The organism is Allosediminivita pacifica, from assembly GCF_003054175.1.
Classification (GTDB): domain Bacteria; phylum Pseudomonadota; class Alphaproteobacteria; order Rhodobacterales; family Rhodobacteraceae; genus Allosediminivita; species Allosediminivita pacifica.
In genome coordinates, this window is record NZ_QBKN01000015.1 from 38,963 (window position 1) to 59,635 (window position 20,673).

At 70.3% G+C, this 20,673-nt stretch carries 16 protein-coding genes; 9 read left to right on the forward strand and 7 right to left on the reverse strand.

Annotation, left to right across the window (positions count from 1 at the left end; translation table 11 throughout):
• Positions 1–265: 265 nt before the first annotated feature.
• The 5 genes from C8N44_RS12745 to C8N44_RS12765 all read right to left on the reverse strand — a co-directional run bounded on the left by C8N44_RS12745 (position 266) and on the right by C8N44_RS12765 (position 9,341).
• Positions 266–4,516: a translocation/assembly module TamB domain-containing protein gene (locus C8N44_RS12745; protein ID WP_107977134.1), complete on the reverse strand. Its 4,251-nt coding sequence runs from the start codon at positions 4,514–4,516 to the stop codon at positions 266–268.
• Positions 4,516–6,336 carry an autotransporter assembly complex protein TamA gene (locus C8N44_RS12750; RefSeq protein WP_107977136.1) on the reverse strand — a complete coding sequence of 607 codons (1,821 nt, stop codon included), beginning with the start codon at positions 6,334–6,336 and terminating at the stop codon, positions 4,516–4,518. Before C8N44_RS12750 ends, C8N44_RS12745 begins: the two co-directional genes overlap by 1 nt.
• 206 nt (positions 6,337–6,542) lie before the next feature.
• Positions 6,543–7,814, reverse strand: coding sequence for a Na+/H+ antiporter NhaA (locus C8N44_RS12755; RefSeq protein WP_373282713.1), 1,272 nt, complete (start codon positions 7,812–7,814; stop codon positions 6,543–6,545).
• 146 nt (positions 7,815–7,960) lie between these two features.
• Positions 7,961–8,995, reverse strand: a complete 1,035-nt coding sequence (locus tag C8N44_RS12760) for a permease (RefSeq protein WP_107977138.1) — start codon at positions 8,993–8,995, stop codon at positions 7,961–7,963.
• On the reverse strand, positions 8,988–9,341 hold the full coding sequence (locus C8N44_RS12765) for an ArsR/SmtB family transcription factor (RefSeq protein WP_107977140.1): 354 nt from the start codon (positions 9,339–9,341) through the stop codon (positions 8,988–8,990). The genes C8N44_RS12760 and C8N44_RS12765 overlap by 8 nt, the downstream gene beginning before the upstream one ends.
• A gap of 240 nt (positions 9,342–9,581) precedes the next feature.
• Here C8N44_RS12765 and C8N44_RS12770 point away from each other — a divergent pair, with 240 nt between their 5' ends.
• From C8N44_RS12770 to C8N44_RS12780, 3 genes are read left to right on the forward strand one after another with little or no spacing between them, the layout of a single operon-like run.
• Positions 9,582–10,175 carry a uracil-DNA glycosylase family protein gene (locus C8N44_RS12770; protein ID WP_107977142.1) on the forward strand — a complete coding sequence of 198 codons (594 nt, stop codon included), beginning with the start codon at positions 9,582–9,584 and terminating at the stop codon, positions 10,173–10,175.
• 19 nt (positions 10,176–10,194) lie between these two features.
• Complete coding sequence (locus C8N44_RS12775; protein WP_107977144.1) at positions 10,195–10,812, forward strand: uracil-DNA glycosylase family protein; 618 nt, start codon at positions 10,195–10,197, stop codon at positions 10,810–10,812.
• Positions 10,778–11,569 carry an SseB family protein gene (locus C8N44_RS12780; RefSeq protein ID WP_107977146.1) on the forward strand — a complete coding sequence of 264 codons (792 nt, stop codon included), beginning with the start codon at positions 10,778–10,780 and terminating at the stop codon, positions 11,567–11,569. Before C8N44_RS12775 ends, C8N44_RS12780 begins: the two co-directional genes overlap by 35 nt.
• On the opposite strand, the gene C8N44_RS12785 is transcribed toward C8N44_RS12780, so the two are convergent.
• Positions 11,566–12,573 carry a P1 family peptidase gene (locus C8N44_RS12785; protein ID WP_107977148.1) on the reverse strand — a complete coding sequence of 336 codons (1,008 nt, stop codon included), beginning with the start codon at positions 12,571–12,573 and terminating at the stop codon, positions 11,566–11,568. The two genes, C8N44_RS12780 and C8N44_RS12785, sit on opposite strands and share 4 nt — an antisense overlap.
• 77 nt (positions 12,574–12,650) lie before the next feature.
• Complete coding sequence (locus C8N44_RS12790; RefSeq protein ID WP_107977149.1) at positions 12,651–13,919, reverse strand: NAD(P)/FAD-dependent oxidoreductase; 1,269 nt, start codon at positions 13,917–13,919, stop codon at positions 12,651–12,653.
• A gap of 210 nt (positions 13,920–14,129) precedes the next feature.
• Here C8N44_RS12790 and C8N44_RS12795 point away from each other — a divergent pair, with 210 nt between their 5' ends.
• The 6 genes from C8N44_RS12795 to C8N44_RS12820 all read left to right on the forward strand — a co-directional run bounded on the left by C8N44_RS12795 (position 14,130) and on the right by C8N44_RS12820 (position 20,673).
• Positions 14,130–15,053 (forward strand): LysR substrate-binding domain-containing protein, encoded by a 924-nt coding sequence (locus C8N44_RS12795; RefSeq protein ID WP_170121086.1) that lies wholly within the window; start codon positions 14,130–14,132, stop codon positions 15,051–15,053.
• 234 nt (positions 15,054–15,287) lie between these two features.
• Positions 15,288–16,772 carry an ABC transporter substrate-binding protein gene (locus C8N44_RS12800; protein ID WP_107977151.1) on the forward strand — a complete coding sequence of 495 codons (1,485 nt, stop codon included), beginning with the start codon at positions 15,288–15,290 and terminating at the stop codon, positions 16,770–16,772.
• A gap of 58 nt (positions 16,773–16,830) precedes the next feature.
• Positions 16,831–17,751, forward strand: coding sequence for an ABC transporter permease (locus C8N44_RS12805; RefSeq protein WP_107977153.1), 921 nt, complete (start codon positions 16,831–16,833; stop codon positions 17,749–17,751).
• Positions 17,751–18,677 carry an ABC transporter permease gene (locus tag C8N44_RS12810; protein ID WP_107977155.1) on the forward strand — a complete coding sequence of 309 codons (927 nt, stop codon included), beginning with the start codon at positions 17,751–17,753 and terminating at the stop codon, positions 18,675–18,677. Before C8N44_RS12805 ends, C8N44_RS12810 begins: the two co-directional genes overlap by 1 nt.
• Entirely contained in the window at positions 18,674–19,663 is a 990-nt protein-coding gene (locus C8N44_RS12815) for an ABC transporter ATP-binding protein (protein ID WP_107977158.1), read from the forward strand. The genes C8N44_RS12810 and C8N44_RS12815 overlap by 4 nt, the downstream gene beginning before the upstream one ends.
• The gene (locus tag C8N44_RS12820) at positions 19,660–20,673 is read left to right on the forward strand and encodes an ABC transporter ATP-binding protein (RefSeq protein WP_107977160.1); all 1,014 of its coding nucleotides are present in this window, start codon (positions 19,660–19,662) and stop codon (positions 20,671–20,673) included. The genes C8N44_RS12815 and C8N44_RS12820 overlap by 4 nt, the downstream gene beginning before the upstream one ends.

Consider the following 20,673-nt stretch of genomic DNA (forward strand, 5'->3'; position numbering starts at 1 on the left):
TAAAAATCAATGGGTTACAGGGACGGTTTAACCACCTGTTAGGATTGTCCCGGGTTTGGGCGGTGACACTTGTCCGTGTTCGACGGGGCTTCGTCGTCTGGTTTCTCCCCCTCGCCCTGGCCCTCTCCCCCGAGGGGAGAGGGGATGTGTTGTGGGGTCGGGTTGGTGGGGTGCCCCGCTTTCGAGTGAGGCTCCGCTAGGCCCCCTGTCAGGGGGGGGCTGGTCGGGGCTTCCTGGTGTGGACGCCCCGTCCGGGCCTGCGGGCTCAGTAGTCGCGTTCGTAGAAGATGCCGATGCCGGTTTCGCCGTCGGCTTCGGCGCGGCCGCGCACGGTGACGTTGTCGGTGACCGAGAGGTTCAGGTTCACCTGCGTCTTGCCTTCGCTGTTCACGCTGACCTCGGAATAGATGTTTTCGGTCAGGTACTGGCCGACGCGGGCCTCTGCGTTGCCTTCCTCGGTGATGCCGATGTCGAGATCGTCCACACCGAGATTCTCGCGCAGACTGTTGGTGAGGCCGAGGCCGCCCTGGCCCGAGAGCGTGCGGACCGCGGCGGCGAGTTGCACGGCCTGCAGGGCCGAGAGGCTGCCGATGTCACGCCCGAAGAGCAGCTGGGCGAGGACCTCGTCCTGCGGCAGCGAGGGCGAGGAGGAGATGTCGAGATCGGGCTCGGAGGCGGGGCCCTCGATGGTGATGGTGATCTCGAGATCGTCGGTTTCGGTCGTGGCGACGAAGCGGATGAAGGGGTCGAAATCGCCCTGCAGCTGGACCGCGCCCTCGTCGAGTTCGAGGCGGTTGCCGAGCAGGTCGAGACGGCCGCGGATCAGCTCGAACCGGCCCTGCGGCTCGACGCTGGCGGTGGTGCCGAGCAGCTGAAGGCTGCCGCCCAGTTCGGCGTCGAGACCGCGGCCGCGCACGAAGATGCGGTTGGGGGCCGAGATCGTCAGGTCGAGCGGGAAGGCGGTGCCGCCGCCGCTTCCGGCGCCGGGGTCGTCGTCGCGCGGTCCGAGCCCGGCACGGGCGAGCGTGAGGCGCACGTCGGGCGGCGGCGCCTGGTGTTCGAGACCGTCGAGCAGCTCGAACGAGCGACCGATCTGAGGGATGCGCAGTTCTGTTTCGCCCAGTGTGAGGGTGCCGCCGATGGTGGCGCCACCGGTGGCGGGGCCCGAGAAGGTCACCACGCCGTTGGCGGTGGTCTCGTAGAGACCCGCCTGCTGCAGCTGCGCGTTGTCGATGCGCGTGCGCAGGTCGGCGTTGAAGGGCGGCGAGAGCGTGATCGGGCCGCGCACGGCGATGTCGCCGCCATTGGAGATCGCCGCGTCGAGGGTGATCTCGGCGCGGGCGCCCGACAGGGCGATGTCGCCGGTGATGCCGTTCAGGGCGACGCCCGGGCCGGGGAGGCTCAGGCGGCTGCCCTCGGTGGTGATGCGCCCGGAGACCGACGAGAGCGCCGGGGGGCCGTTGACCGAGATGTTGAAGTTCGCGACGCCGGAAATCGTGTTGGGAGCGAGCCGCGGGTTGGCGATGGCGAGCGGGGCGCGGCCGGTCACATTCAGCGAGAGGGTGCTGGCGTCGGGTGCGATCGAGCCACCGCCGTCGAGCGTGACGCCACCGGGGCCGCTGCCGTCGAGGTTGACCTGCCAGTTGCCACCGTTCGACTGCTGCGCGCTGCCCTGGATGGTAGCGGCGCCGGGCAGGTCCGAGACGAGCCGGCCAAGGTCGGCGAGGCGGGCCTGGAATTGCAGGCTGTTCTGCTCGGCGCCGGTGCTGCCCGAGGCGCTGCCGGTGATCTGCGGGCCGGTGATCTCGAAACGCTCGATGGTCAGCACGCCCTCGGCGGTGCGGTCGGCGTCGAGTTCGACGTTGTTGGTGCCGGGCACGAGGGTGTCGACCTGGGTGATGCCGGTCGTGAGGCCGCGCAGCGTGCCGCCGAGGCTGAGATCGAAGCTGCCCTCGGCGGGATTGGCCGAGGCGCTGGCGCTGAAGCCCGCGGCGCCGCTGATGGGGCGGCCGGCGAGTTCGGAGAAGGCCGAGAGCTGGGCGATGCCGCCGCGCAGGGTGCCCTCGACGGAGGTGCCGTCGGCGAGCGCGGTGCCCTGCGCGCGGAGGCGCCCTTCGCCCGGGGTGCTGAGGTCGGCGTCGAAGGTCCATTCCTCGCCCTCGAGGCGCGCGGTGCCTTCAAGCGAGGCCTGTCCGGTGACGCCCGGGACGAAGCGGGCGGTGTCGGGGATGCTGGCGGTGAGGTCGAGCGCGCCGGTCTCGGGGCCGAGATCGCCGCTGGCGCTTGCGGTGAGCGCGGGGCCGTCGATGTCGAGCTGGCGGATTCCGATGGTGCCGTCGGCGGCGCGGGTGCCCGAGAAATCGAGCCGCGTGGTGCCGGGCAGCTGCGCCTGCGAGGCACCGAGGGATACGGCGACGTCGCGGGTGATGGTCTCGGCGGTGACGTCGAAGGTGCGCTCGGCCGGGTTGCCGCTGCCGCTGGCGTCGAGGTTGATGGCGCCGGAGAGGTCGCGTCCGGCCAGCGTGGAGAAGGCTGAGAGATCGCCGATGGCGCCGGTCACGGTGCCCTCGGCGTAGGTGCCGTCGGCGCGGGCGGTGCCGTTCACGCGCAGCGCGCCGTCACCGGGGGTGTCGAGTTCGGCGGTGACGTTCCAGCTTTCGCCGTCTTGGCGGGCCTCGGCGGTGAGCGAGGTCGGGCCTTCGAGGCCGGGAAGCGCCAGCGATGTGTCGCGGATCAGCGCGCTGAGGTTCGCCGTGGTGCCTTCGCTGCGCAGGGCGGCGTTGCCCTCGATCAGGGCGGCGGGCGTCTCGATGCGGAGCGGATCGAGGCGGGTGCCGGTCTCGTCCCGCACGGCGCCGAGGCGCAGGCGCCCGGTGCCAGCGAGCAGCGGGTCGACCTGTTCGATGCCGAGGGCGAGGTCGCTGGTGGTGCCGCCCAGGCCGAGGTCGAAGCGGCCCGTGAGGGGGCTGAACGTGCCGGTGAGGTCGAGACCGGCGGCACCCTGCAGGCCGTCGAGCTGTGCGATCGCGGCGAAGCGCGAGAGGTCGCGGGCGCGCAGGGTGAGGTCGGGGGTGACGGTGATCGGGTCCCCGTCGGGGTCGATGGTCACGTCGCCGGTCAGCCCGTAGTCGGCGCCGCCGATGTCGATGGCGGTGAGGCGGATCGGGTTGTCGCGGGTCCAGGCGGCGGTGAGATCCCCGGTGATGCGGTCGCCCACGGCCTGTGCCAGTGCCTCGTCCGCGAAATCGAGTCCGGCGGCGTCGAGGGAGAGGTCACCGGTGACCTGGCCGGCCTCGCGGTCGATGGTGCCGGAGCCGCGCAGGTTGAAGCTGTCGGCGTCGAGGTCGGGGCGGTCGAGGTCGCTGATCTGCGCATCGAGTTTCCAGCCCTCGCCCTCGTCGGCGTCGAAGCCGGCGGAGAGCCGCATCTGGCCGATGAGCGTGCGGTCGCCCGCGATGGGCAGCAGGACGGGCTCGCCGCCGGCGGCGATCTCGCCGTCGAGTGCGAAGGAGCGGGGCCAGCCGTCTGGGCCGATCACGGCGGCGCCGGTGAGGCTGAGGGATTCGGCGGAAAGATCGAGGGTGCGGAGGGCGAAGGTGCCGTCGGGCTGGCGGCCGCCCTCGGCCAGAAGGCGGATGTCGGTGCCGAAGAACTCGCGGTACTCGGGCGCGAAGAGAGGGGCGATGTCGCCGGAGAGGTCGGCGCGGAAGCTCTGCGCCGGCTCCTCGCCCTCGACGGGCTGCATGCCGTCGAGCTCCACCGTGCCCGACAGGCGGTCCTCGCCGTCGGAGGCGAGGCGGATCTGGGCGGTGAAATCGTCGATGGGGCCCGCACCCTCGATGCCGAGCTCGAGCGAGGGGGCGCCGGGCAGGCCGATGAGGGTGGTGACAAGGCCGTCCTGCGGTTCGGAGACCGAAAGATCAATCGCCAGGTCGCGGCTTTCGTTGTCGTAGCTGCCTTCGAGCGCGATCTGGCCGCCTGCGTCGAGGCGGTCGATCTGGAGCTGCGCCTCGCCCGCGCCGCCCTCGAGCCGTGCGGAGCCGGTGATGGCGAAGCTTGCGGCTTCGCCGAGGACGGGTTCGCCGAGCGAGACTTCCTGCAGGTCGAGCTGGTCGAGGCGGACCGAGACCGGCAGCTCGGGCAGGGAAAAGGCGCCGCGTGCCTCGGGGGCAGGCACCTCGCCTTCGGCCGGCAAGGGCTTGCGAGGCATGGAGAGCGTGCCGACGGAGATTTCGTCGATGGCGATGCGGCCGCGCAGCAGGGCGGCGCGGGTCCAGCTGAGGGCGACGTCCTCGGCCGTGAGCCAGACGCCGTCGGGGTCGGAGATGGCGATGCGGTCGATGGTGGCGCGGGAGCTGAGCGCGCCCTCGAAGCCCTGGATGGAGACGGTCCGCCCCTCGGCCGAAAGCGCGTCTTCCAGCAGCCCCTGGATGAAGCCGCGGTCGCTTTCCTCGTCCTGCGCTGCGGCGGCGAGGGGGAGCGTCAGAAGGGTGAGACAGAGGAGCAGAAAACGCATCAAAAGGCCTGGCCAATTCCGAGGTACAGCTGGATCCCTTCGCCGGTGTCGCCACCGACAGGGCCTGCGACGTCAAGCCGGACGGGGCCGACAACGGTGTCGTAGCGGACGCCGACACCGGCACCGCTGTGCCAGCTGCCTTTGCCGTCATAGAAGCTTTCACCGCCGACGTAGCCCGCATCGTAGAAGCCGACCACGCCGATGTTTTCGGTCACGCCGACCCGCAGTTCGCCGGAAAGCGCCGCGAAGCTGCGCCCCCCGAGGGTCACGTCGCCGTAGTCGACGTCGAGCGAGTTGTAGGGCTGGCCGCGCACGGTGCCGCTGCCGCCGGAGTAGAAGAGGAACTCGGGCGGCGTCTCCTCGGCATCCGGGCCGACGAGCGAGCCGAGCTGGAAGCGCCCGGCGAGCACGGTGCGGTCGTCGGCGCCGAAGGAGCGGTAGGCACGGGCATCCATGTCGAGCCGGGCGCCGATGGTCTCGGCGTCGGTGACGTCGACGAAGGGTTCGGCGTTGAGTTCCAGGTAGGTGCCCTCGGTGGCGTCGAGCTGGTTGTCCCGGCGGTCCCAGGCGAGCCCGCCGCGCAGGCTGAGCAGCGTGAATTCGCGGCGCGGGTAGTCGCCGTCGTCGTCGCGTCCGAGGTAGCGGTCGCTCACGTCCGAGTAGGACAGCGCCACGGCGAGATCGCCGGTGAGCGTGTCGGAGAATTCCTGGCTGACACCGACGGCCACCTCGGCCCGGCGGGTCAGGTAGTCGGGTTCGTCGAGGTAGGCGAGTTCGCCCTCGATGAAGAAGAGCGTGTCGGCGCCGTAGACCGCCGGGCGTTCGCCTCGGGCCGTGAGGCGGAAGTCGGGGTCGGTGTCGCCGCCGCCGATCTGGCTGACGCTGCCGTCGATGCGGAAGCGTTCGGCCCCGCCCAGAAGGTTGCGGTGGAGCCAGTAGCCGGTGAGCGCGAGCCCCTCGGTCGAGGTGAGCTCGATCCCGCCGCCGATGCGGCGCGGCGGGCGGTCGACGAGGTCGATGTTGAAATCGAGCGTGTCGTCGGGGTTCACGGTCTCGGATTCGGTGATGACGACCGAGCGGAAGGTGCCGGTCTTGCGCAGGCGGGTGCCGGCGTCCTCGACCGCGTCGGGATCGAACCTTTCACCACGCGGAATGCCGGCCATCTGGCGCACGCGGGCGGGGCTGACGCTGGTATCGCCGGATACGGTGATATCGCCGAATGTGACCTGTCGGCCCGGCTCCACCCGGATCATCACGTCGAGCAGCCTGTCGGCGTGTCGGGCGGTGACGCGCTGGTCGGTGACCGCGGCCTTGGCGTAGCCCGCTTCTTCCCAAGACGAGACGGTGCTGCTGGCGGCCTCTCGCACGACGGGCGCGCGGGCCCATTCTCCGGAAGCGAAGTCCTCGGGCAGTTCGGTGTCGGGCGCGCGGGGGCCGATCTCGGTCCGGCCGAAGCGGAACTTGCGCCCGGGCTCGATGGTGATGACGGCGTTGGTGAAGCTGTCGGGCGCGGCCAGTACGGGAATGTCGGCGGCTTCGCGACCGTCGAGTGAGATGCGGATGACGGCGCCGTAGCGGGCGGTGGAATACATCACCTCGAGCATGCGGGAATAATCCGCGCGGGCGGCCGAGAGCACTTCCTGCGGGGTCGGGGCGTCCTCGGATTCGAAGGCGACGAGCGAGGAGGCGCTCCGCAGCTGACCCTGCAGCTCCTCGTCTTCGATCCCACGGATCGTCACGTCATCGAGCGCCAGAGCGGGGGCGGCATGGAGCGCGCCGCACAGGATGGCGGCGAGCGCGGTCAGACGGTGTTGTGGCACGGGCGGCCCTTCCCCCTAGCGCGGCTGTGGAAACGTGATCAGCATAGGGGCCGAGCCTTGCGTCTTCCAGCGGTGAATTCGGCCGTCACGGCAACTGGCGGAAACGTGACCGTGGGGCAGGCACCGTGGCGGCGTTGCGGGCAGGCGCGAATTTTGCGTGGAGTCTCAATGGGACGGCCCGGCGGCCGGTGTCCCGGGGTGCGAGGTCAGAGTGCCTTTTTCTTCACCCCGGCGAGGCGCGCGGCCACCATGGAGATCAGCGCGGCCGCGAAGGAGAAGAGCGCGCCCATCTTGGCGGCGTCCTGCACCGGTCCGCTGTCGAAAGCGACGGAGGCCACGAAGAGCGAGACGGTGAAGCCGATGGAGGCGACGCAGCCGACCACGAGCAGGTCGATGGTGCGCATCCCGTCGGGAATGCCGAGCCGCAGCGGCCGCGCCGCAATCCATCCGAAGAGCGCGATGCCCACGGGTTTGCCGATCAGCAGCCCGGCCAGCACCAGCCAGGTCGTGGTGCCGATGGACTGGAACACGACGCCGGCGTTGAGCAGGCCGAAGAAGAAGAGAATGACCTGGACCGGCCCATGCAGGGCGTGTTCGATCGTGTTGAGCAGGTCGGTCATGTACTGCTCTTCCTCGGCAAAGAGGCCGAAGGGCCGGTCGGCGTGGGGGATCGCCGGGATCACCGGCAGGAGCCCGAGCGCCGGGTGCAGGCCGGCCTTCATGAAGGCGAACCACGACACGGCGCCGGCCAGAGCGTAGGGCCAGACGTGAAGGCGGTGGCGCACCCACGTGGCGGCGGAGCGGCTGGCATGGCCGCGGTCGAGGTAGCGCGGCAGCCAGTTGAAGAGGATGTAGGCGGTCAGCGCCGCGCCGAGCGAGACCAGCAGCCAGAGCGGAGCGAGATCGTCGGAGGGATAGAAGATCGCCAGAACGATGAGCCCCGCGGCGTCGTCCGCGATGGCCAGCAGCAGCAGGAAGCGCACCGCCGGGTGGCCCGCGCCGAAGACGAGCCGTCCCACGAGGTAGGAGAAGGCGATGTCGGTGGCGGTCGGGATGGCCCAGCCATTGGAGACGGCGTCGTAGGTTTCGGAGCCGAGGATCGTCGCGAGCCCGAGGTAGACGGTGAGAGGACCGAGCATGCCGCCCAGCGTGGAGAAGAGCGGGGTCGCGGCTTTCTTGCCGCGCAGGCTGCCGTTCTGGAGGACGACGGCCTCCCAGACCTCTTTCGCGGCGGTGGCGAAGAAGAAGGCCATGAGCAGGTCGTTGAAGAGGTAGTGGACGGTCAGCGCGCGGTGGCCTTCGCGGGCCTCGCCGATGGGGGCGGGGTTCCAGAGCTCGAACTCGACGAAGTGGTGGTAGCTGGCGGCATCGGTGTTGGCCCAGACCAGCGCGATCAGAGTGCCGAAGACCAGCAGGAGCGAATAGGTCGTCAGAAAATGCCAGAGGCCCTTCACCGTCACCGCCCTCGTCGTCGCCACGTCCCCTTCTCCGGCTTAGCGGCTCGAGGGGCGGGGGGCAACGCGGGGGCAGGGAGACGGGGCGCGGCCCGTGGGCGCATGGCGCTGGAACCGGCAGAGGGCTTGCGCGCCGGGAGGGGGCCGGCGCGCAGGATCGTCGGGTCGGCTCAGGCCAGGGCGCCCCAGGCGAGACCTGCGGCCAGCGCGCCGGTGACGGCGAAGCCGATGTAGGCGGCGAAGACCCGCGGCTTGACCAGCGCCCAGACCGCGACGGCGGCGGGGATGCAGCTGACGCCGCCGGCGAGCACGAAGCTCATTGCCGCGCCCTGCGACATGCCCTGGGCCAGCAGAGCATCGACCATGGGGATCGCGGCGTAGCCGTTGAGGTAGGCGGGCGCGCCCACCACGGCGCCCAGGACGATGGGCCAGATGCCGGTGCCGCCCAGAAGCGTGGCCACGGTCTCGGCCGGGATGTAACGCAGCATGACGGCCTCCAGCAGGTAGGCGAGCGTCAGCCACTTGAGCAGGAAGAGGCCGTTTTCCAAGGCGGTCTCGCGGAAGGTGGCGCGGCGCGGGGCGTCTTCCCAGAAGCGCCACTTGGGCGTGTCGGAGAAGGGTTTCTTGCTGCCCGAACAGCAGCTGCCGCAGCTGGACTGGCGTTTCACGCGCAAGGGATCGCGGAAGACGGGGCTCTGCGCGAAGGCCATGGTGCCGAAGCCGCCGAAGAGGCCGAGGGCGACCGCGGCGAGGGTCTTGGCCACGGCGAAGTCCCAGCCGAGCGTGCCGGAGGTGATGAGGAACATGGCCGGGTCCATGAGTGGCGAGGCGAGCCAGAAGGCCATGACGGCACCGAGCGGCGCGCCCACGGCCAGGAGGGCGGCGATGAAGGGGATGACCTCGCAGCTGCAGAAGGGCGAGAGCCCGCCCAGCAGCGCCGCCAGCACGATCATGCGGGCGGGATTGCCCTCGAAGGCGCGGGCGAGGAGGTTTTCCGATCCGGTTGCCTTGAGCGTCGCCACGGCCAGCACCGCGAAGAGGATGAAGGGCGCGGTGTGGGCAAGCGCGCTGCCTGCGAAGGTGACGGTCTCGACGGTGCGGCCGGTGTCGAAGAGGGCCACGGCCCCCACCAGCGCGAGACTGGCGAGCCAAGCCGGGTCGGGGCGCGGCAGGCGGCGCGGGGGACGCTGGGTTGTCTCAGCCATGATCGTGGTTCCTTTGTCCGGGCGGGCAGTCCGCGCAGCACTGGGTGAGCAGGAAATTCGACAGCTCGCGCACCTCGTCGTAGGCGGCGGCGGCGCAGATCACGCTGCGGCCCTGCTTCGCCTGCGTGGCGAGGCCCGCCTGCGTGAGGATGCGCATGTGGTGTGTGAGGGTGGAGCCGGTCACGCCCGTGCGCGCGCCGAGTTCACCGATGCTGAGCCCCTCGGGGCCGGCCCGCACAAGGGCGCGCAGCACCGAGAGGCGTTGTTCGGAGCCGAGCGCCGCGAACTTGGACGCGGCGATCTCGAGCGGCATGTCGTGCAGGCGGGGGGCGGATTCGTTTTTCATGTTTCTAGCATCGTCGAAATGATGTGATCTGGCAAGCGATATTTCTAGCGGTTTCGAAATGATTGGATATGTCGGAGCGGGGTCGGTTTTCCGAAGGAACATCGGTGGGGGCTCCGCCCCGCGCCTGCGGCGCTCCCCCGAGGTATTTGGAGCGAGAAGAAGCGCAGGCGGGGACACATGCGCCGTGCGATTGACGGGAGGGTGTTTCCGCGCGGGCGGCATGGGCTAGGTCCGTGCGGCATGTCAGAGTTGAGGAAGAGACTGGCAGAGTGTCGCATTTGCGCGGATCGCTTTGCCGCGACGGCGACGGGGCATGCGCCGCGGCCGCTGGTGTGGTTCCGCCCGGGCGTGCGGCTGGCGATCGCGAGCCAGGCGCCGGGGCGGCGGTCGCACGAGGGCGATCTTCCGTTCCGGGACGGCTCGGGAGTCCGGTTGCGGGATTGGCTGGGGCTGGAGGAGGCCGCGTTTTACGACCGCGACCGTGTGGCGATCGTGCCGATGGGCTTCTGCTTTCCGGGCTATGACGCGGCAGGGAACGACCTTCCGCCGCCCGCGATCTGCCGCCGGACCTGGCGCGATGCGGTCATGGCGGAGGTGGGCGAGGTGCCGCTGCTGCTGGCGGTGGGCGGGCTGGCGCAGCGCTGGCATCTGGGCGCGCGGGGCGGCGTGGGCGAGACGGTGGGGCGCTGGCGCGCGTTCCTGCCGGGGGCCGTGCCGCTGCCGCATCCCTCCTGGCGCAACAGCTCGTGGTTGAAGCGCAATCCCTGGTTCGAGGCGGAACTGCTGCCGGTGCTGCGGGCGCGGGTGGCCGGGGTCATGGCGGATCGCGGATGAAGGGCCTATCTGGAGACATATGGATGAGCCGCTGACAGAGAGGATCGCGCGCTGCCGCATCTGCGCGGAGCGCTTTGCCGCGACGGCCACGCGGCATGCGCCGCGCCCGGTCGTGTGGTTCCGGCCCGGTGCCCGGCTGCTGATCGCCGGGCAGGCGCCGGGGATGCGGGTGCACAAGTCGGGGCGGCCCTTCGACGACCCCTCGGGGCAGCGGTTGCGGGCCTGGCTGGGGCTGAGCGAGGATGAGTTCTGGGACATGTCGCGCGTCGCCATCGTGCCCATGGCCTTCTGTTTTCCGGGGTATGACGCCAAGGGCAGCGACCTGCCGCCGCCGAAGGTCTGCGGCGAGACCTGGCACGGCGCGGTGATGGAGGCGCTGCCGGACCTCGCGCTGAAGCTCTACGTTGGCGGCTATTCGCACCGCTACCACCTGGGCACCCGGGCGGGCGTGACCGAGACCGTGGCGCGCTGGCGCGACTACTGGCCCGATGCGGTGCCCTTGCCGCATCCGTCGTGGCGCAATACGGCATGGCTGAAACGCAACCCCTGGTTCGAGGCCGAGCTGCTGCCGGTGCTCCGGACCCGCATCCGCGAGGTGATGGATGACCGAGACGACACCGCTCGACGCCGCGCATGAGGCCATGGAGGCCGCGCCGCAGGACGATGCCGCGCGGCTGCGCTTTTACGACCGGCTGGCCGCCACCGAGATGTTCGTGCTGCTGACCAGGGAGCCCGAGGGCGATGTGGTGGAACCCGAGATCTTCGACCTGGGTGAGGCGAAGGTGGTGCTGGTCTTCGACCGGGAGGAGCGGCTCTCGGCCTTTACCGGGCGGATCTCGCCCTACGCGGCGCTGCCGGGGCGCGCGGTGGTGCGGATGCTCGCCGGGCAGGGCATCGGGATGGGCGTGAACCTGGAGGTGGCGCCCTCGTCGCTGTTGCTGCCGGCCGAGGCGGTGGACTGGCTGGCCGGGACGCTGGATCACGGACCGGAGGAAAGCGAGGCGCGGGTTTCGGAGCTTTCGCCGCCATCGGGGCTGCCGCAGGTGCTGCTCGAGGCGCTGGACGCGCGGCTGGCGAGTGCGGCGGGGCTCGCGGCCTGTGCCTGGCTCGCCGCGGCCGTTTACGAGGACAATTCGCGCGGGCACCTTCTGGGCATTGCCGAGCCTGTTCCGGGGTCCGAGGATGCGCTGGCGCGGGCGATCAACGAGGCGCTAGTCTTCTCGGGGCTGGATGCCGGGGCGCTCGACGTGGTCTTCCTGCGGCGCAGTGATCCGATTGCGGCGCGGCTGGCGCGGGTGGGCCTGCGCTTTGATCTGCCGGAGGCGCCGCAGGCCGAGGCGGTGGAGCGCCCGGCGCCGGGCAGCGATCCGGACAAGCCGCCGATCCTGCGCTAGCGCGCGCGGCCGAGCTCCTGCTGCAGGGTCGGCAGGGTGTCGCCGGGCATGGGCGTGGCCTCCCACACCGCGCGGGCAATGGCGCGGGCGAGGCAGATGCTCGCGGCATGGCCGAGCAGGGTGAGCGTTTCCACCGGGTTTTCGACGGGCGTGGCGCCGGTGCTGGCGGCGAAGACGAGGTCGCCGTCTAGCGGACTGTGCGCGGGCTGGATGGCGCGGGCCATGCCGTCGTGGGCGGCTACGGCCATGCGGTGGCACTGTGCCTTGTCGAGGGCGGCATCGGTGGCGACAATCGCTATGGTGGTGTTGCCGAGGCTGGCCATGGCGGCGGCCTTGCGGCTGGGCGGCAGGGGCTGAAGGCCCTCGGTCGGATCGGGGCCGAGCGCGCCGTATTCGCTGGCGATCTCGTAGGGTGCGGCCCAGAAGTGACGGCCCGAGGGGGTCGTGACGCTGCCCATGGGGTTGGTGGCGACGAGCGCGCCCACGGTGTGATCGCCGACGACCAGGCTGGCCGAGCCGAGGCCGCCCTTGTGCTGCGCGGTCTGGGCGCCGGTGCCGGCGCCGGTCGTGCCGAGGGCGAAGTCCTGGCGCGCATTGGCGAGGGCGCGGCGGCCGAGGTCGGGGAAGAATCCCTCGTCGTAGGTCTTGTCGCCGCCGTTCAGCAGGTCGAAGAGGATTGCGGCGGGCACGATGGGGACGCGGGCCGAGAGGACCGGGAAGCCGCGGCCTGCAGCGTGCAGCGCGTGCATGACGCCTTGTGCTGCGGAAAGGCCGAAGGCGCTGCCGCCCGAGAGCACGAGCGCATCGGCGCCGGGTGCGGTCTTGTCGGGGGCGAGCAGGTCGGTTTCGCGCGTACCGGGGGCGCCGCCCTGCACCGCGACAGAGGCGGTCATGGGCCGGTCGGCGGTCAGCACCGTGGTGCCGGTGCGGGCGCCGTGGTCCTCGGCATTGCCGACATAGAGGCCGGGGATGTCGGTGATGAGGTTGCGGGGGCCGGGGATCATGGGCGTGCCTTCCTGCCTTGGGCGGGAACAGGAAGCACGGGGCATGCGCCGGGTGCAAGCGGCTTTGGCTGATCCCTTCAGCGGAAGCGGGCGGGCGCGAAGGGGGCGGGGTCGAGGGGCGGGGGCGTGCCGCCGATGAGTGCCGCGACGATGGCGCCGGTGATCGGGGCGGCGACGAGGCCGGAATGGCCGTGGCCGAAGGCGTGGATGACGTCCGGGGTGGCCGTGGCCTGTCCGATCACCGGCAGGCCGTCGGGGGTGGAAGGGCGATGCCCGTACCAGCGGCGCACCTGCGACGGGTCGATGGTGAGGTCGGGGTAGGTCCGGCGCAGCGTGTCGAGCAGGATATCCGCGCGGCGCCAGTCGGGGGGCGCGTCGGTGCTGGCCAGTTCCACCTGACCTGCCGCACGCAGTCCGGTGCGGGTGGGCAGGTTTGCCATCTTGCCGCGGCCCGGCATGACCGGTCGCCGGGGCGCGCCCGGACCCGTGGGAAGCTCCACGTGGTAGCCGCGTTCGCTGACCAGTGGCACCGCATCGCCAAGCTGCGCGGCGAGATCCGCGGAGTCGATGCCGGCGGCGATGACGGCCGCGGTGCAGGGCTGCTCGCCCTCATTGGTGCGCACCGCGCGGAGGTGTCCATCAGAGCAGGTAAAGCCGGTGGCGCGGGCGCGAACCAGCCGCGCGCCACGGCGTTCGGCGGCGCCGACGAGCGCCGCGACATAGGCCCCCGGGTCGGTACAATGGGCGCCATCGTCGACCACGGCGGCAAAGCGGTGGAGCGGACGCAGGGCGGGTTCGAAATCCCAGAGCGCCTCGTCCGAGAGTTCGCGCCAGCGCAGCCCGTTGTAGCGGCGCAGCTGCCAGAAGGCGGCCTCGTCATCGAATTCGGCGCGGGTTTCGTAGGCGTAGATCAACCCGTCCTGGCGGATCAGCTCGGGGCAGCCTGCGCTGCCAGCAAGCGCCATGTGGCGGGCCGCGCCATCGCCCACGAGACCCGCAAGGATGCCCGCCGTGCGGTGCAAGCGGGTCTGGGTCGCGCCGGCGCGCAGGAAGCGGATCAGCCAGGGAGCGAGCCGCGGCAAGTGGCGCCAGCGGATCGTCAGGGGGCCGGAGGGATCGAGCAGGTAGCCCGGGACCCTGCGCCACAGGCCGGGCACCGACATCGGGATGCTGGAGGCGGGGCTGAGGAAGCCGCCGTTGCCGTAGCTTGCCGCCTGGGCGCCGCCGGGTCTGTCGGGATCGACCAGGGTGACCTGTCGCCCCGCGTCGAGAAGCGCATGGGCGGTGCAGGCGCCGATGATTCCCGCGCCGATGACGACAACCTGTCCGGGCCCGTTCTGAGGCATCGCGTGTCTTTCTGTCCCTGTGCGCCGGGATGGCCGCCGGTGCCGGGGCTTGCCGTTGTTGCGCAATTTGGCGGCAGCGGAGGGCGCATCCGATCACGCGCGTTGCCCCGTTGTGACTGCGACTCTAGACTGGGGCGATCCCGCGGGGAAAACGTTGAAAACTGGTTCGCGCATGAGTTTTGCTCATGCAGCCCTTGCGAAGGAACACACGTGCGCCGCTTCCTGCCCTCGCTTTCGGCGTTGCAGGCCTTCGAGGCCGCGGCGCGGCATCTCAGCTTCACGCGTGCGGCGGAGGACCTGATGCTGACCCAGAGCGGGATCAGCCGGCACATCAACCATCTGGAGACCCAGCTTGGCGTGCGGCTTTTCGAGCGCACGGGGTCGCGGCTGGTGCTGACCGACGCGGGCCGGGTATACGCCGAGGAGGTGCGGCAGAACCTCGACCGGCTGGAGGAGATTTCGATAGACGCGGTGCGGGGGCGCAAGGCCAGTATGTCGCTCATGCTCGGGGCGCCATCGGCGCTTGCCGCACGCTGGCTGATGCCGCGGCTGCCGCGGTTCGCGAAGGCCTTTCCGGGGCTTCCGGTCGAGGTGCTCGACCTGCGCGACGGGGCCGAGGCCGATACCGGCAAGCTCGACATCGCGATCACGCGGGGCGTCGATGCCTGGGGCGAGATGCGGGCCCGCCCCTTGTTTCGCGAGCAGCTTGCGGTTGTGGCCTCGCCCGGGCTGATGCGCGAGATCGGGCCCGTGGGCGAGTTGCTGGACTGCAACCGGGTGCCGACCCTGCAGAACGCGCGCCGTCCGAGCTTGTGGCTAGCCTGGCTGCGCGCTTCGGGGGTGCGCTACGAGGGCGCGATCCAGGGGATGCGGTTTTCGCGCAACGAGATGCTGATCCGCGGGGCGGTCGAGGGTCTGGGGATGGCGGTGGTGCCCTGGCATTACGTGACCCGCGAGCTGGAGGAGGGCAGCCTCGTGCTGCCTTTCGGTGCGCCGGTGCCCTCGGGCGAGACCTACTGGATCGCGATCCCCGAAACCCGGGCCCACCGGCCCGAGCTGCAGGCGGTGCGCGACTGGCTGCTAGGCGAGGCCCGCAGCGCTGCGGCTGGTTGTGCCAGTACGGCCTCGGCATGATCAAAACTCATCGCCGGACCACTTTTCCGGGCTTCCGGCAACTGTCGGGCGCCGATAGCATCCTGCGAGGTCGCGACGAACGCAGGACGGCTGCCGGCAACCCCGCGGAGACGGGCGCCGGGAAGTTGGCGTTTGGCGGTCCGGGGTGGTGAACCTGTCCCGGCCGGCGGCGGCAGCAGACCCGGGGCGCACTCCGGCAAAGAACAAAAGCACGCTTCGACAGGGGATAGATTGATGACTTTCAGAGTTCTGGCGATGAGCGCGGGCCTTGCCGCCCTCTTCATGTCGGCGTCGGGCGGCTCCGTCTCGGCGCAGGCGATCACCATTGCCATCGGGTCGGAGCCCTCGACGCTCGACCCGCAGCTGCGCGACGACGGCGGCGAACGGCAGGTCAACGACAACATCTACGAGGCGCTGATGGCGCGCACGCCCGAGGGCGAGCTGATCGAGGGGCTGGCCGCAGCCGCGCCCGAGCAGATCGACGAGACCACATGGCAGTTCACGCTTCGCGAAGGTGTGACCTTCCACAACGGCGCGCCTTTCAACGCCGACGCGGTGGTGGCCTCGGTCGAGCGGGTGATCGACCCCGAGAACAACTCTGAGCAGATGGCCTATTTTGGCACCATCGCCGGGGCCGAAAAGGTCGACGACATGACCGTCATTATCCTGACCTCGGGGCCGGACCCGATCCTGCCGTCGCGGATGTACTGGATGAAGATGATCGACCCCGGCTATGCCGCCGAGGGCGACCTGGCCAGCGCGCCGGTGGGCACCGGGCCCTACATGTTCGAAAGCTGGGACCGCGGCACCGAGCTCGAGCTTGCCGCCTACCCCGACTACTGGGGCGGCGAGCCCGAGATCGACGAGGTGACCTACCGCTTCGTGCCCGAGCCCGGAACGCGGCTTTCGGGCCTCATGGCCGGTGAATTCGACGTCATCACCAACCTGCTGCCCGAGTTCACCTCGACCGTGCCGAAGTTCGCGGCCGTGCCGGGACTGGAAACCTCGGTCTTCGTGCTGGGCACCGACAACGAGGTGACGCAGGACCCCAAGGTGCGCGAGGCCCTGAACCTCGCCATCGACCGCGAGGCCATGGTGCAGGCGCTGTTCATGGGCTACGCGAGCATCGCCAAGGGCACCCACGTGAACCCGGCGGCCTTCGGCTTCAACGACGATCTCGACTACTACGACTACGATCCCGAGCGGGCGCGGGCGCTCATCGAGGAGGCCGATGCCGTGGGCGCGCCGCTGGTCGTCGTGGGCGAATCCGGCCGCTGGCTGAAGGACCGGGAGCAAATCGAGGCGGTCGCCGCCTACTGGGCCGAGACCGGGCTGGACGTGACCACCGACATCCAGGAATTCTCGCAATACCTCGACAGCCTGATGGGCGACGGGCCGCGCCCCGACGCGATCTTCATCGCCAACTCGAACGAGCTGCTGGACGCGGACCGCGAGACATCCTTCATCTACCACATGGACGGGGCCGCGGCGTCGAACTCGGACGCGGAAATGGCCGAGATGATCGACGAGGCCCGGGTCGAGACGGACGAGGACGCGCGGCAGGCGCTTTACGACGAGATCCTGAAACGCGCGCATGACCGCAACTACACGGTGCCGCTGTTCAACCTTCAGGACATCTACGGCATGTCCGAGCGGATGGAATGGCAACCGCGCACCGACGCCAAGCTGATCATCAGCGAGATGTCGGTCTCCGAGTGAGCGACCGCAATGACCGGGGCGGGCCACCCGCCCCGGCACGTCCCGGGACCAGTGACGCTTGACCGACTTCATCCTCCGACGCCTGTTCCAGGGGTTCCTCGTCGTCTTCGGCGTGACCACGGTGGTCTTCGTCATCACGCGGCTGGCCGGTGATCCGGTGTCGCTGATGCTGCCGCTAAGCGCCTCGGACGAACAGCGGGCTGCCTTCGCCGCGCAGATCGGGCTGGACCAGCCGATCTGGGTGCAGTTCCTGCGCTTCGCGGGCGATGTCGCGCTGCTCGATTTCGGCGACAGCCTGTGGCAGCGGCGCCCGGCCATGGAGGTGGTCTTCGAGCGCCTTCCCAACACCGCGCTGCTGATTGCCGCGGGCCTCGGCACGGCGGTGGTGCTGTCGATCCCGCTGGGGGCCATCGCGGCGCTGCGCCCCGGGGGATTAGCCGATCGGCTGACCACCTCGATCAGCCTGCTGGGCCTCGCCATGCCGCAGTTCTGGCTGGGGCTGATGGCGATCATGATCTTCTCGGTCACGCTGAAATGGCTGCCGACGTCGGGCATCGGGACGCCCGCGCACCTCGTGCTGCCCGCGCTGACGCTGGCGATGACGCCGCTGGCGCGCTTCACCATGATGGTGCGCGCGGCCATGATCGACGAGATGAACACGCAATACGTCAAGACCGCCCGCGCCAAGGGGCTGGGCCTCGGGCGCATCCTGCGCGTGCACACGCTGCGCAACATCATGGTGCCCTTCCTGTCGATCTCGGGGTGGGAGCTGATCACGACGCTCTCGGGCTATACCGTGGTGGTCGAGACGGTCTTTGGCTGGCCCGGGCTGGGCCTGACGGCCGTGCAGGCGATCCAGCGCGGCGACCTGTTCCTGGTGCAGGCTATCGTCTTTTCCATCGCGCTGATGATCGTCTGCATCGGCATCCTGATGGACGTGCTGTCGAAGATGATCGACCCGCGCATCGAGCTGAACTGATGACGCAGGCAAGGCCCCACCGACCGCTCCGCGCCCTTCTGGCCGAGCTCTGGCAGGACAAGCCCGCGGCGCTGGGGCTGGCCGTGATTCTCGCCATCGTCGCCATGGCAATCCTTGCCCCGCTGGTGGCGCCCTACGATCCCGCCGACCAGTCGATCCTGTCGCGGCTGACGCCGCCGGTCTGGAATGATCGCGGAAGCTGGGAGCACATCCTCGGGACAGACAACCTTGGCCGTGACGTTTTCAGTCGGCTGATCTGGGGTGCGCGCACGACGCTGACCATCGGCGGGCTGACCTGCCTGATCGCGGCGGGCATCGGCACGGTGGTCGGGCTCTGGGCCGGCTTCATGGGCGGGCGGACGGATTCCGTGCTGATGCGGCTGGTGGACATCCAGGTGTCCTTTCCGGGCATCCTTCTGATTCTGCTGGTGGTCGGCGTCCTTGGCCCCGGCATGTGGACGCTCATCATCGTGCTGTCGGTGACCAACTGGATGGTCTACGCGCGGCTCGTGCGCAGCGTCGTGTCCTCCACGCGGCAGACACCCTATGTCGAGGCGGCCGAGGTCATCGGCTGCCGCCCCTCGCGGGTGATCTTCGTGCACATCCTGCCCAACCTCGTGTCGCCGCTGCTGACGCTGCTGATCCTCGAGTTCACCAACATCGTGCTGGCCGAGGCGGCGGTCTCCTTCCTCGGCTTCGGGGTGCAGCCACCCGACACCTCCTGGGGGCTCGATGTGGCCTCGGGGCGGGATTACCTCTTTATCGCGTGGTGGCTGGTGACCTTCCCGGGGCTGGCCATCGTCGCGACGGTGCTGTCGATCAACCTCTTCGCCAACTGGCTGCGGGTGACGACCGACCCCGAGGAGCGCGAGAAGCGCCACGCCCGCACCGTGGCCGCGCGGCGCAGGCGGAGGGGCACGGCATGAACGATCCCCTGCTCGAGATCGACGACCTCCGGGTCGACTTCGACACGCGCGCCGGGCTGGTGCAGGCGGTGCGCGGCGTCTCACTGACGCTCGGGCGCGGCGAGACGCTGGGGCTCGTCGGCGAAAGCGGCTCGGGCAAGAGCGTGACCGCGCAGGCCGTGATGGGGCTGATCGACGTGCCGGGGCGGATTGCCGGTGGCGCGGTGCGCTGGAATGGCATGCCGCTGGTGGGCGAAGGCGTGCGGCGCAGGCCCCGCCGGATCTGGGGGCGCGAGATCACGATGATCTTCCAGAACCCCATGACCTCTCTCAACCCGCTGATGACGGTGGGCGCGCAGCTGGGCGAGGTGATCCACCTCTACCTCGGCCTGCGCGGCGCCGCGGCGCGCACCCGCGCGGCCGAGCTGCTGGACGCGGTGGGGATCTCGGGCGCCTCGCGCCGCCTCGACCAGTACCCGCACGAGTTCTCGGGCGGGATGCGGCAGCGGGTGATGATCGCCATGGCCATCGCGAGCGAGCCGCGCCTGCTGATCGCGGACGAACCCACCACCGCGCTCGACGTGACAATCCAGGCGCAGATCCTCGAACTGCTGGCGGGATTGCAGGAAAAGCTCGGCCTTTCGATCATCCTCATCACCCACGACCTTGGCATCGTGGCGGGGCTCTGCCACCGGGTGGCGGTGATGTACGCGGGCCAGATCGTGGAAACCGGCACGGTCGACGACATCTTTGCCCGCCCCGGGCACCCCTACACGCAGGGGCTCATCCGCTCGACCCCGCGGCTCGACGCGGTGGAGGACCGGCTGGTCTCCATCGACGGCACGCCCCCGGGGCTGCGGACCCCGCCCGAGGGCTGTGCCTTCCGGCCGCGCTGCCCCGCCGCGCAGGCGGCGTGCCATGCGCCGCAGCGCCTGGCATCGCACGGCGCGGGCCATGTCGCCTGCTGCCGGGCCGGGGTCGACGCCTGGGACGTGGGCGCCGCATGACACGCGATCCCGCCCTTTCCGTCGACGGCCTTTCGGTCGATTACCCGCTGTCCTCGGGCGGGCTGTTCCGGCGCGCGCGATCGGTGACGGCGGTCAGCGACGTGTCCCTTCAGATCGCTCCGGGCGAGACGCTGGGGCTGGTCGGAGAATCCGGGTCGGGCAAGACCACCGTGGGACGGGCGATCCTGCGCCGGGTGCCGGCCTCGGCGGGACGGATCAGTTTCGAAGGGAAGGACATCACCCACCTTCGCGGGGACGCCCTGCGCAAGTTGCGGGCGCGGATGCAGTTGATCCTGCAGGACCCCTACACCTCGCTCAACCCGCGCATGACCGTGGCCGACATCGTGGCCGAACCGCTGCTGGTCCACGGACTTGTCGCATCGCGGGCCGAAGCGGCGCGCGAGGTGCGCGGACTGCTCGACCGCGTGGGCATGCCCGCCGACGCCGCCGACCGCTATCCCCACAGCTTCTCCGGCGGCCAACGCCAGAGGATCGGCATCGCCCGCGCGCTGGCGCTGAAGCCCTCGCTCATCGTCGCGGACGAACCGGTGTCGGCGCTCGATGTCTCGGTCCGGGCGCAGGTGGTGAACCTGATGCAGGACCTGCAGCGCGAGCTTGGCATCGCCTTCCTGTTCATCGCGCATGACCTCGCCATCGTGCGGCACATCTCGCACCGGGTGGCGATCATGTATGCCGGGCGCATCGTCGAGGTCGCCCCGCGCGAGGCGATCTATGAGCGTCCCGTGCACCCCTATACCGAAGCGTTGCTGTCGGCGGTTCCGGTGGCCGATCCGCCGGTGCAGCGCGCGCGCCGCCGCATCATCCACCCGGGCGAGGCGGTGGACATTGCCGACCCGCCCTCGGGCTGCCGCTTCCACCCCCGATGCCCCATCGCCACCGAGCGTTGCCGTGACGAGGTGCCGCCGCTGGAGCCGAAGGCGGAGGGACACATGGCCGCCTGCTGGAACCGGGGGGGCGTGATGGGGCTGCGGATGAAGGTGCATTCTTGA